The sequence below is a fragment of the Veillonella fallax genome, from assembly GCF_020687175.1.
In the GTDB taxonomy this organism is placed as follows: Bacteria; Bacillota; Negativicutes; order Veillonellales; family Veillonellaceae; genus Veillonella; species Veillonella fallax.
Window position 1 is genome coordinate 186,025 of record NZ_JAJEQD010000001.1, and the last position, 13,442, is coordinate 199,466.

Here is a 13,442-nt window from a genome sequence, read left to right on the forward strand (position 1 = left end):
GGAGGCCCCTACATGAATGAAAAATATGTAGCCCAAGATATTGAGAAAAAGTGGCAAAAGTATTGGGACGATAACCATACATTTAAAACAGAATATGATGAATCTAAAGAAAAATACTATGTATTAGAAATGTTCCCGTACCCATCTGGTAACTTACACATGGGTCACGTGCGTAACTATTCCATCGGCGACGTAGTAGCTCGTTTCAAAAAAATGAAGGGCTTCAACGTGTTGCATCCAATGGGCTGGGACTCCTTTGGTATGCCTGCTGAAAATGCGGCTATCAAACATGGTATTGCACCTAAAACATGGACACTAGACAACATCGAGAACATGAAATTGCAACAAAAAGCACTTGGCTTGTCCTATGATTGGGACCGTGAAGTTGCAACATGTAAAGAAGATTATTACAAATGGACCCAATGGTTCTTCCAACAATTCTATAAAAAAGGCTTAGCATACAAAAAAGAAGCTAAAGTAAACTGGTGTGAAACGTGCCATACTGTATTGGCGAACGAACAAGTTATCGACGGTGCTTGCTGGCGCTGTGATAACCCAGTTGAGAAAAAAGATTTGTCTCAATGGTTCTTGCGTATTACAGAATATGCTGATCGCTTGTTAACTGATTTAGACACTCTTGATCACTGGCCACAACGCGTTAAATTGATGCAAAAGAACTGGATTGGCCGCTCTGAAGGTACAGAGTTCTCTTTCGAAGTTCCATCCATTAATGAACGTGTATCTGTGTACACTACACGAGTTGATACTATTTACGGTGTAAGCTATGTAGTATTGGCTCCTGAACATCCATATGTAGAACGCCTTATTGAAAATGCTCCTAATAAAGCTGAATTGGAAGCTTTCATTACGCGTATGCGCAATATGAGCGATATCGACCGTACATCTACAGATGCACCTAAAGAAGGTATGTTCACTGGTTCCTATGCAGTAAACCCTATGTCTGGCGAACAAGTTCCAGTTTGGATTGCAAACTATGTATTAGTAGACTATGGTACTGGCGCTGTAATGGGTTCCCCTGCACATGATGAACGTGACTGGGAATTTGCTCATAAATACGATTTGCCAATTAAACAAGTTGTAGCTCGGGAAGGCGAAGAATATAGCCTTGAAAAATGGCAAGAATGGTACCATGAAGATGGCATTCTAGTTAACTCTGGCGATTATAACGGCCAAACATCTGAAGAGGCTCGTAAAAATATTACAGCTGCTCTTAATGAACGCGGTATTGGTGAAGGTAAGGTAAACTTCCGCCTTCGTGACTGGTTGATTTCTCGTCAACGTTACTGGGGCGTGCCAATTCCTGTAGTATATTGTGAAAAATGTGGTGAACAACTCGTTCCTGAAGAAGAGTTGCCAGTACGCTTGCCAGAGGATGTTAAATTTGAATCTGGTGCCGTATCTCCATTGGCTACATCTGAAAGCTTCTTAAATACTACATGTCCTAAATGTGGTGGTCCTGCACGTCGTGAGACAGATACAATGGACACATTTATCGATTCCTCTTGGTACTTCTTGCGCTATACAGATGCTAAAAATGACCAAGCTCCATTCGATAAAAAAATCGCTAATTACTGGATGAACGTTGACCAATATATCGGTGGTATTGAACATGCTATCTTGCACTTGTTGTACTCTCGATTCTTTGTGAAAGTTATTCATGATTTAGGCCTTATCGAAGCTAACGAACCATTCCGTGGTTTGTTGACACAAGGTATGGTTCTTAAAGAAGGCAGCAAGATGTCTAAATCCAAAGGTAATGTAGTTTCTCCTGAAGAAATTATCAATACTTATGGTGCTGATACTGCACGTTTGTTCATTCTCTTTGCGGCCCCTGTAGATCGTGACCTTGATTGGTCTGACCAAGGTGTTGAAGGTTCCTATCGTTTCTTAGGTCGCGTATGGCGTATCGTTGATGCATACAACGAAGAAGCTAAGAAAAATGTAACTGGTGAACTTACAAAAGACGAATTTGCATTGCGTCGTGAATTACATCGTGTTATCAAAAAGGTTACAGAAGACCTCGATAACAACTTCAACTTCAACACTGCTATTTCTGCTATCATGGAACTAGTAAATGCTATGTACGCTCATAAGGACAAAGTTGAAACAATCAACAGCGCTTTGGCTAATGAATTGACTCATTCCTTATTGCTACTCTTAGCACCATTCGTTCCTCATATGACAGAAGAGTTGTGGCATGAATTGGGTGAAACTACATCTATCCACACTGAAAAATGGCCTGTATACGAAGAGGCAGCTCTCGTTGTAGATGAAGTAGAAGTAGTATTACAAGTAAATGGTAAAGTTCGTGATAAACTTACTGTTTCTGTAAATATTACAAAAGAAGAATTAGAAACATTGGCTAAAGAATCTAGTCGTGTTCAAGAGTTTACAGAAGGTAAAAATATTGTAAAAGTTATTTATGTACCTGGTAAACTTGTAAATATCGTAGTTAAATAACGATATTCTATTCGTTTAATACAGTAAGCCCCCAACTACATAAGTAGAAGGGGGCTTATTTTATAGTGAGGTAATTATGGCAAAACGTAGCGATTATATTTCCTGGGATGAATACTTCATGGGGGTTGCCATCTTAGCAGCGCAACGCTCTAAGGATCCTAATACACAAGTTGGTGCATGTATCGTTAGCAATGATAATAAAATCTTATCTATTGGCTATAATGGCATGCCTTTGAATTGTAGTGATGATGACTTTACTTGGGAACGCGATTCAGCAGACGATAACAAATATTTCTATACTGTACATAGTGAACTCAATGCCATTCTAAATTATCGTGGTGGTTCTCTAGAGGGATCTAAGATTTATGTAACCCTTTTCCCATGTAACGAATGTGCTAAAGCGATTATTCAAAGTGGTATTAAGGCCGTTATTTACCGCGATGACCTTTATAAAGATACTAAAGAGGTTAAAGCATCTAAGCGGATGTTAAAAACTTCAGGCGTAGAGATTATTGAATATAAGCCGACCGGTCGCACTTTAGATATTACTTTGTAATGTAATAATTTTTACACGAATAAAAACCCCTATATACAAGCGTATATAGGGGCTTTTTCATTTTGTTTTCTATTATAAATTGATATCAATTAGATCCGTTAGATTGAATGTACAGTTTTTACTATCATCTAATGTAAGATTACTTTGTAGTTATGTTTATACTTGTAAACGGCCATCGATCATAATGTCTACTTCTTGACCGTCACGAGTGTAGCCTTTGATGTTCATCCGTTCATGGCCAATCATAAAGTCTACATGTGTTAAGGAGTGGTTAAGGCCGCGTTCTTTTAATTCTTCGTCAGATAAACCATCACTATTTTTAAGACATGTTGGATAAGAGGCACCAATTGCTAGATGGCAGGATGCATTTTCATCAAATAATGTTTCGAAGAAGATTTGATTAGATTGACTAATTGGGCTGAAGTGATCAACTAAGGCAACCTCGCCGAGGTAGTGGGAACCTTCATCAGTTTCTACTAATTCTTTCAATACTTCATAACCTTCTTTGGCTGTATATTCAACGATTTTACCTTCTTTAAACGTAAAGGAGAAATCAGAAATAGTATTACCGTGGTAAATTAAAGGTTTTGTACTGTACACAATACCATTAACGCCATTGTATTGTGGAGCAGAGAAAACTTCTTCTGTAGGTATATTAGCATTGAAAATAGTACCATCTTTGGAGGATTCTTCACCACCTAGCCAAATATGACCTTCTGGCAATTCTAATAGGAGGTCAGTACCATTTTCACAAGTATAACGCAATGCCTTTAAGTCTAATTTATTCAATGCTTCACAGCGGTGACGCAATTTTGCCATATGATGACGATACGTATCTTTTGCTTCTACACCTTCAATGCGGCAAAGTTTCAATAATGTATCCCATAATTGGTTAATTTTTTCTTCGTCTGTACCTTTATAGCCTAATAAATCTGCCCAAAGAACTGTTGGTACAGAAGCAACACACCATGTAACAGAAGAGTTCATGATGGCTGTATGATAGAAGGATAACGCTTTATTTAAGTTACGAGATTGTAAGGAAATACGATCTGTTGGAATACCTTCTAAGGCTTTTGGATTAACACTGATTAAAGATAAGAAGGCTGCCTTATCATCGATGTATTGTTTGTAGAATTCCGGTATCCAGTTAGCAGGTTTTTCTAAAACAGATTCTTTCGCATGTAATAAACGTTGACGGGCAATTGGGGAGCATCTCCAGTTCAGAACAACCTCCTTAGCACCAAGTTCATAAGCTTCTTCAGTAACAATCACTGCAAAGTCTTTGTTTTCTACATCTACAGAAATAACTAATGTTTGGTCTTGCTGCAAGTTTACACCGTATTGTAATAATGTACGAGCATATTTTCTTAATGTATCTTGATTCATAATTTCTCCTTTAATTCGTCATCAATTGTTAAACTCCTGCTAGTGTGACCAATAGAGTCATCGGTAGGAGTTTTGTTTTTCATAGGGAAATCCTTCAGTAGGAGGTGCACTATGAAAGTTAAATTGAAGCCCTATATGATAATTATATTAATCCTATGTGTTTTAGTAGGAATTTATTTCCTATGGCCTATTATAACAGATGAAAGCGATTCTGTCCTAGCTGAAGGGGGTGTAGATGGAAATTCTTCTACATCTACCAAAGAACAACAGCCTAATAAACCCATAGCTTATATTACAGGCGCTGTAGTATCACCTGGTTTATATGAGCTTGAAAGCTCCGCCACTGTAGGGGATGTTGTTAAGCTAGCAGGAGGACTATTACCCTATGCAGATGTAGAGTCGATAAATATGGCTAAGCCAGTTAATGCAGGTGATCATATCCATGTAGTATTTAACTTTCACGGTAATCCTGAAGTGTTATTGCGTGGTAATAAGATTAATATAAACTCTGCCACTGCAAAAGAACTCGACTCATTACCTGGTATAGGCCCTGCCATGGCTAAAAGGATTGAAGAATATCGTTCACAAAAAGGCCCTTTTACTTCCGTTGAAGGTATCAAGGGGGTGAAGGGCATTGGTGACGGCGTATTTAAGAAAATTAAAGACAAAATTACAATTTAACAATCAAAATTGTAATCACGAAGGTGCGGTTCTGCATACCAATACTATTCATCAAACAAAAGTGGTATTAACTCATAGTCAATGGGCACATGTTATATTAGGATCTATTATTATAGGAACAATACTAGGGTATGGAAATTATTTTCCTGTACTCAATCAAATGCACTACATCTTTGCTATAGGGATAGCCATTATAGGTGTCGGTGTTTTTAAAGCCTTACAATCGGCTAATTGGTGGAGCTCACTTGGTAAGTTAATAGTTTTTGTGTCCCTTTTAATAGGACTATCGTATTACCAAACAAATTTACGGATTATACATTTTAATAGCTATACATCATATTATTTGCACCAAGAAGGAGAATATCTTGGTACGGTTGTAATTGCTCCTGAAAGAGTAAATTTGAACGGACAGGAGTATTACAAATATACCATTGAAATCCATAGCTTACATCCTTATAAAGATACTGCCAAAAATGATTATATTAATGCTAAGGGCCGTTTACAGATATACTCAAAGGCATCTACCACCAAACATCCCATACGACTAGGGGAATATGCAGTTGTAGAAGGTACCCCAAAGTCCTTATTTCTTATCGAAGAGGAAGGTCGTATTAATCTTCGTGGCCGATATATGAGTTCCAATACTCGAGGACGTATCTATGATGGTGTATATAGAGTTGCGAGTCATAAAGATTTACAAGCATTTCACTTTAAAGAAACCTATTCTGAAGAACTATATAGGAAACTCTTATTTATTTGTGGATTAATACGAGAGTCTATAGATAAAACTATTTCTAATTATCTAGAGGGTCCACAACATGTATTAGCACAATCATTAGCTTTAGGTGGCCATTATAGTGAGCTAGGGGAAGATACAATGAAGGATTTTTCCTACACAGGACTTATCCATATTTTATCCATATCAGGTTCACATATTGCTCTCTTGTTAGCATTGGTATATGGACTGGGACGACTTATTAAATTAAGAAAACGAACCAGTTTGATTATGGGAATTTTAGTGGCCTGTATGTATTGTGGTGTCGTTGGTGGTGATGCTCCTGTTGTACGGGCAACGATAATGAGCATACTCATGTGTATGGCTTACATAAAAGGTCGATTATATCAAGCTAAGCAAGCATTATGCATATGTGCCATACTATGTCTAGTATATGATCCTTTTTCTATATTTGATGTAAGCTTTCAGCTATCGTTTGGTGCAACCTATGGTTTGCTCATATGGGGAAAAGTATTATATGAACGTATTCAATGGTTACCTAAATGGATTAAAACACCTCTTGTATTATGTGTATCAGCACAGTTGCTCATCTTGCCTCTACAGCTATATTACTTTCATTATATTAGTATTGCTAGTTTGTTAGCAGCTTGTATAGTGGCACCTTTATTAGATTTATCTATCGTTTTAATTTTTATAAGTACTGTTATTAGCTATGTATTGCCGATATCATTTCTATGGTCATTGATAGATGTACTATTACGTATATCCTTATATTTAAATCATGTGTTAGGTCGTAGTGGCAGTTTACTTTGGTTCGGCATGATGAATCCTTATTGTGCTTATATGTATTTTGTCCTATTAGGTTTATTTACGTACTTTTTGACACATGGAAAACAGTATACTATTTATATAGTTATCTCCTTGTTTTTTATGATTATCAGCTTTGGGGCATCATTTTATGTTACACATTATCATAAGGATGTATTGGTTCACTATATTCCTATGAAGCAGTGTAATGTGTTACTTTGTATAGAACCTAATCACGAAGGGGCCTATGTATTAATTGATGCGCCAGACCATATTAAAACTACACCTAATGAAAGGCTTATCAATCAAGCTATACGGGCATATGGTGTCAATCCAAAAGTTGTAAAAGTAGACTACTTTCATAGTAACGGATCTGCAAAAACAATATATAAAAATAGTATGAAAGAAATCGATGTATATAATGGACAAAGAGGAGAAAAAAATCTAAAATTAAATGATAAGACTAATACATTATTTATTACGAGTCGATCTAGTATAATGAACGAAATTGGTCGCATATTACCGGATAATACTGTTTTATTTAGTAGTCCTCATGGTGCATTACGCGATGTGGACCCATCATCAGAACACATGTATATAATGGGGTACAGTTACATTAAAGATATCTATCTGTGAAAGGAGGAACTATGGCACATATTCAACTCATTTATGGCGATGAGCCACAATTAATTGAAGAAGAAAAACGTAAATTTTTAAGTGCCTATCCTGACCTTCCAGTAACCGTATTAGATGATGAAGCTGGGCCACAGAAAATAAGTGAAAAGCTATGTGAAGATTCGCTCTTTGGCGATCAAAAGGTATTTTGTTTAGTGAATTTACCTATTATTCGTAAAAGCGGTAAAAATAGCGATGCTTGGGTTCCATTATATGAACTCATTATGGAATATAATGGGAATAATCCCATCCTTTTGATTTATCATGATATGATTGATAAACGCATCAAGCAGAATAAAGCGATTTTAGATAAAATTCCCAATCATCAATGTAAGCGCCTTGAAGGGGCAGACCTTGTGATGTGGATACGTCAGTATTGCACTTCTAATGGTTTTAAAATGACACCTGATGCACAGGAATATGTAGCTCATCTCATCGATTTGTGGCAAGATGTACCGGTTTCTTTTATGAGAACCGAATTTGACAGGTATTTTCTACAAATTACAGGTGATAAAGTCATTACTAAAGAGTTTCTCGAAGAAAATGGTAGCGATTATGGGGCTAAAAACATTTTCACCTTTAAAGAGGCTCTGTTAAAACGAGATATTGATACATTGCTTGAACTATTTCCGTTTATGTTCGGCTATAAAGAATTAGACCGTGCAATGAGCTATATTGAGGGGCAATTACGTTTACAGTTAGTGGTTAGCGAATGCCGTCAAGCGGGAATGTCTGTTCAAGCTATTCAAAACCTATGTAAGGATCATGATTCGTCATTTAAACCATATCCAATTAAGTTAGCTTACGAGGCGAGTTCCAGAATTTCAATTAAGGCGCTACGAGCTTTATTGAAAGGGCTCTATGAGATTATCTTGGATAGCCGTAGTAGCAAGGGCGATATTTGGCGATTTAGGGATTTATGTATTACCTATTGTGGGTATAAGGGATAAAAATGAAAGTACGTTATCGTGTTGTACCAAAACAGAATAAGAAATCATCCTTCTATGTAAACTGTCATAGCCAACATGTGACGATTCAAGCAGCGGACTCAGCCTTTTCCACATTACTTAGCTTGCGTGAAAGATTATCTGCATGGTATAAGGAAAAGAATATCTCTTTTGACGATATTCCAACTAATACCGATACAGCTTGTTGTTTCGCATGGAAAGTAGATACTGAAACTGGGGAAGGTTTAGATACCTATTATTATGGTGGTGGCTGTGGCGCTGGGGAATGGATTGAAGCTGCTGAGGCGCAACGTGAGGCTGAAGAGGCTAAAAATCAAGCCCCTAGAGGCAAGTCCTTTGCAGGATATGATCAACAAGATGAATATGATGATGTTGACGAAGATGATTTTGCTCCATTCGTAGAGGCTGTTGAGTTAGGCTATTTCAACAATAGTCCAGTTGTTGTGTCTCGTTCTAATCAAACGGCTGCCGCATCTAGCGGTAGTGATACTGTCGCATCTGTAAGCAGTACACCTAAAGCAAGCAAAGGTTTTGCACCTAAAAGTACGACAAAATCCACTGGAAAAGGTAGTGAAGGGGATAGCAAATATCCTCGCCGTGCACCGAAGGATGCGCCTACTGACGAAGGTATGATTTTAGGGCCCAAAATTGAAGGTGTTACCTCTAAGATCATGGGCACCTTAGATACGCCAAGCGTCATCTTTGAAGGTGTATTTGTTGGCTTAGATAAACGGGATACTAAGACTGGTAAAAGTATCGTTAACGGCAGCATCGTAGATGATACAAATAGCATTAAATTTATTAAGTTTACAAACAGTCCTGAAGAGGGGGATGCCTTACTTAAACAGCTAAAGGGCTTGCAGCGTGTTCGGGTACAAGGTAGCGTAAGCTTTGATGATCGTTTCGATAAGGATTATATCTTATCTATTCGAAGCATCGAGGCTATGGAAACTACGAGCGTGGAACGTACAGAAAACCGACCAGACTCCCGTGTAGAGCTTCATTTACATACAAAAATGAGTGATAAGGATGCCCTCGTATCTGTTAAGGACCTATTCAAAACAGTAAAAAAATGGGGCCATCCTGCGGTGGCTATTACAGACCATGGCGTAGTACAAGCCTTCCCTGAGGCTCAAGCTCTTGGTAAAGAGTTGGGCGTTAAGGTTATCTACGGTGTAGAGGGTTATCTTATTGAAGATGAGACAGTAACCCGCGATGAAGAGCCTGTATTAGATAAAAAGAAGAAAAAAGAAAAAGACAAACGTTACCATATTATCTTGTTAGCAAAAAATATGGTAGGTTTACGTAATCTCTATAAGATGATTTCTATATCTCACCTTGAACATTACAAGGTTCGTCCTCGTTTGCCTCGTTCTGTTATTGAAGAACATCGTGAAGGTATCATCATTGGTTCTGCTTGTGAAGCTGGTGAGCTTATGCAATCCATCGTTCGCGGCGCTACAAAGGAAGAACTACTTGAGGTAGCCTCCTTCTACGACTATCTTGAAATTCAACCACATACGAACAATATGTTCTTGGTTCGTAAAGGACTCATGCCTGATGAGCAAGCTCTTATCGATATGAATAAAACAGTTATCGAATTAGGGGAAGCTTTAAATAAGCCAGTATGTGCTACCTGTGATGTTCATTATTTAACACCAGAAGAAAAAATATATCGTGAAATCATGTTAACTGCATGTGGCTATCCAGATGCAGATGAACAACCAGATTTGCACTTGCGTACTACTGATGAAATGTTGGCATCCTTCCCTTATTTAAGTGAAGAAAAGGCCTATGAAGTAGTTGTTACTAACACTCGTGCTATTAATGATAGCATCGAAGATATCAAACCAGTGCCAGACGGCACATATTCTCCAAAAATTGAAGGCGCCGATGAAGCTTTCACAGAAATGTGCTATAGAAATGCGAAGGCTATTTATGGTGATCCATTGCCACGTGTTGTACAAGAACGTTTAGACTATGAATTAGACTGTATTATTTCCAATGGTTACGGTGTATTGTATTACATCGCGCATAAGCTAGTAAAAAAATCACTTGATGATGGTTATCTTGTAGGTTCCCGTGGTTCTGTAGGTTCTTCCTTTGCAGCAACCATGTCTGAAATTACAGAGGTGAATCCATTACCGCCACATTATATATGCCCTAATTGTAAGCATTCTGAATTCTTTGAAAAGGGCGAATACGCAGGTGGCTTTGACTTACCACGTAAAGATTGTCCAGAGTGTGGTCATGCGCTACAAACTAATGGCCATGATATTCCGTTTGCCATCTTCCTTGGTTTCGAAGGTGATAAGGTTCCAGATATTGACCTTAACTTCTCCGGTGATTACCAAGCAAAGGCTCACAAATATACGGAAGAACTATTTGGACGTGACAATGTATTTAAAGCGGGTACCATCGGTACAATAGCTGATAAAACTGCTTTTGGTTATGTTAAAAAGTATGCCGAAATTCGAGATATTCAAGCTCGTAGTGGTTTCTTTGAACATTTAGCAAAAGGCTTTACCAATGTTAAGAATACTACTGGCCAACATCCTGGCGGTATCATGGTATGTCCTCGCGATATGGATGTGCATCACTTTACACCTATACAACATCCTGCGAATAAGAAGGAAAGTGGTGTATTAACAACACACTTTGACTATCACTCCATCGAAGGCCGTATGACTAAGCTCGATATTCTTGGTCATGATGATCCGACTATCATTCGTATGCTAGAGGATTTGACCGGTATAGATGCTAAGACAATCCCATTTGATGATCCAAAGACATTGAGCTTATTCTCTTCGACAGAGGGGATTGGGTTAACACCTGAGCAATTACAAGGTGACCAAGTAGCTAGCTTGGCCGTTCCAGAATGTGGTACGAAGTTCGTACGGGGCATGCTGGAAGATTCTCGTCCCCAAACATTCTCCGACTTAGTTCGTATATCTGGTTTCTCTCATGGTACAAACGTATGGCTCGATAATGCGCAAGACCTCATTAAAAATGGTACTTGTAAATTGAACGAAGCCATTTCTACCCGTGACGACGTAATGAACTTCTTAATCCATCGCGGTATGGATAGAAAGCATAGCTTCTTCGTTATGGAAAACGTACGTAAAGGGAAGGGTATCGAAAAACGGAATAAACAAGGTCAAGCTACTACGGAATTTGAAGCTGAAATGCGGGAAAATAATATTCCTGAATGGTTCATTGAATCTTGTAAAAAGATTTCCTATCTATTCCCACGGGCCCATGCGGTAGCTTATGTAATGATGGCCTTCCGTATCGCATGGTTTAAGGTATACCATCCATTGGCTTTCTATGCTGCCTACTTCTCCATTCGTGCCAAGGCCTTTGACTTGCGCATCATGACAGGAGACCTTAAAACGCAAATGACTGAGTTCAATCGTATTAAGGCTCTTGATCGTAGTGCCAGTCCTAAAGATAAGGATCTTATGAGTGCCTTAGAAGTATCTATGGAAATGTACCAACGGGGCTATCGTTTTGTTAATGTAGATATTCAACACTCCGAAGCTAGACGCTTTAGCATTAAAGATGGTGCTTTATTGCCGCCATTCTTGGCTATTGACTCTTTAGGTGAAACAGTAGCTGATGCTATTGTAGCTGAACGAGAAGAACGTCCCTTTACATCCCTAAAAGACTTGCAACGTCGTTGTAAGGTATCTAATACCATCATTGATCTTATGAAAGAACTTAAATGCTGTGGTGAACTACCTGAAGACGAACAAATGTCACTCTTTGGGGCATAATAAAACACAAGATAAAACTTAAATACAAAATAAGCACTATATCCAAAATTGGATATAGTGCTTATTTTTCTATATTTTGCTAAAATACAATTAATAATTAATAATGTTACCCACTATAACTATACTACGAGGAGAAAATGATTTTTCTTTTTTTAACATTAATGGCTGTTATTACAGTAGTAGTTCTAGCTAAATCAAAAGAAATATATTTTGTATCTGCTTCTTTTAAAAGAAGTAAATCTTTTTTATTTATACAAATCTTCCAAGTTTTAGTAATTTATTTAGGTTTAATTTTTGCTGATTATAGTAATAAAATATTTGCTATAGTTCTATTCTTAGTATCTATATCCGAAATGCTTAAATTGGTTTATTTGAAGAAGATTGTAAATAAAGAGATTAATAAAGAAACCAATATGCCTTATAAATTAACTGATGTTATTAGTAGATTAAATATCTATAGTCGAATTATCTTTATTATTGTACTCAATACTTTTGCTAATTTTCTTTTATTTAAGTAGATTTTTCTGATAAAGGGAGTGTTAGGAAATGATAAATAAGCATAAAAATCAATCTGTCGAAATAGAATTTTGGGACATTGAGCCTGAGGATGTGCCTGAGTTAGAAGAATCCGATATTCCAGGTGTATATTTTAACGAATTCCGAGAATATGTTGATGAAGAAGGAAATATATTATCTCCATCAGATCTAGATGCAATACGGTATAAAGACGATTACGAGGACGATTATTATAGATAGAAATTATTAGAGTGTCATATTTATATTGTTTTTATTGTATAACGAGTTGGTTAATTATGAGAGTTCCAATATATGAAGCTGTAGCTCACTATAAAAGGAATAATGAGTTACCATATACAGAGTATTTTTGCCTAGGCTTTTTTTCTAAATTATCATTAGCAGAAATGGCATTAACTGAGTCAAAAAATTTGATAGGTTTTTCTGATTTGGCTGATGATTCATTTTCGATAACAACTCATTATTTAAATGATTGTGCGCATATAGGTGATGATGTTAGTTATAAAATCATAAACAACAAAATTTATGGTGTTTGGTATGATTATGATATAGATGATTATTATACATGTTCAGGATACATAGGTTTATTTAGTACTTTAAAATATGCAGAGAAAGCAATAGAGTGGTATAAAACCTGGGATATATTTAAAGTACATGGCATAGAGTGTCTAGGAATAGCTCCTGTCACTCTTAATTTAAGGGGATGGACTGAAGGTTTTATAACAGTATATGATTAAATTAAGAAAAAAAGAGGGTTATAGGACAAAAAGTGTTGCTGTTAATGCCGATGGAACTAGTTAAATACTAGCTCTATCGGCATTTTATCTTTCTGAGTAACTTTT

At 37.1% G+C, this 13,442-nt stretch carries 10 protein-coding genes; 9 read left to right on the plus strand and 1 reads right to left on the minus strand.

Translation table 11 applies throughout. The annotated features are described in order from the left end of the window. Window positions 1-12 precede the first annotated feature (12 nt). Both leuS and LKD20_RS00855 read left to right on the plus strand, forming a co-directional pair. Entirely contained in the window at window positions 13-2,481 is a 2,469-nt protein-coding gene (gene leuS / locus LKD20_RS00850; protein ID WP_227720458.1) for a leucine--tRNA ligase, read from the plus strand. 76 nt (window positions 2,482-2,557) lie between these two features. Further along, the gene (locus LKD20_RS00855; RefSeq protein WP_227720463.1) at window positions 2,558-3,037 is read left to right on the plus strand and encodes a deoxycytidylate deaminase; all 480 of its coding nucleotides are present in this window, start codon (window positions 2,558-2,560) and stop codon (window positions 3,035-3,037) included. A 156-nt stretch (window positions 3,038-3,193) separates the two neighbouring features. Here the strand turns inward: LKD20_RS00855 and LKD20_RS00860 are convergent, their stop codons facing one another. Continuing rightward, window positions 3,194-4,423: an aminopeptidase gene (locus LKD20_RS00860; RefSeq protein WP_227720465.1), complete on the minus strand. Its 1,230-nt coding sequence runs from the start codon at window positions 4,421-4,423 to the stop codon at window positions 3,194-3,196. Between the two features lie 111 nt (window positions 4,424-4,534). On the opposite strand from LKD20_RS00860, the gene LKD20_RS00865 reads away from it, so the two are divergent. From LKD20_RS00865 to LKD20_RS00895, 7 genes are all read left to right on the plus strand, one after another. After that, on the plus strand, window positions 4,535-5,104 hold the full coding sequence (locus LKD20_RS00865) for a ComEA family DNA-binding protein (RefSeq protein WP_227720468.1): 570 nt from the start codon (window positions 4,535-4,537) through the stop codon (window positions 5,102-5,104). Continuing rightward, entirely contained in the window at window positions 5,061-7,283 is a 2,223-nt protein-coding gene (locus LKD20_RS00870; RefSeq protein ID WP_227720478.1) for a ComEC/Rec2 family competence protein, read from the plus strand. Before LKD20_RS00865 ends, LKD20_RS00870 begins: the two co-directional genes overlap by 44 nt. 11 nt (window positions 7,284-7,294) lie before the next feature. Further along, window positions 7,295-8,272, plus strand: coding sequence for a DNA polymerase III subunit delta (gene holA, locus LKD20_RS00875; RefSeq protein WP_227720480.1), 978 nt, complete (start codon window positions 7,295-7,297; stop codon window positions 8,270-8,272). A gap of 2 nt (window positions 8,273-8,274) precedes the next feature. Beyond that, entirely contained in the window at window positions 8,275-12,066 is a 3,792-nt protein-coding gene (locus tag LKD20_RS00880; RefSeq protein WP_227720481.1) for a PolC-type DNA polymerase III, read from the plus strand. Window positions 12,067-12,203: 137 nt separating this feature from the next. Next, window positions 12,204-12,584: a hypothetical protein gene (locus tag LKD20_RS00885; RefSeq protein ID WP_227720486.1), complete on the plus strand. Its 381-nt coding sequence runs from the start codon at window positions 12,204-12,206 to the stop codon at window positions 12,582-12,584. Between the two features lie 28 nt (window positions 12,585-12,612). Beyond that, the gene (locus LKD20_RS00890; RefSeq protein ID WP_005386581.1) at window positions 12,613-12,822 is read left to right on the plus strand and encodes a hypothetical protein; all 210 of its coding nucleotides are present in this window, start codon (window positions 12,613-12,615) and stop codon (window positions 12,820-12,822) included. Between the two features lie 56 nt (window positions 12,823-12,878). After that, window positions 12,879-13,337, plus strand: a complete 459-nt coding sequence (locus LKD20_RS00895) for a hypothetical protein (RefSeq protein WP_227720488.1) — start codon at window positions 12,879-12,881, stop codon at window positions 13,335-13,337. Window positions 13,338-13,442: the final 105 nt, after the last annotated feature.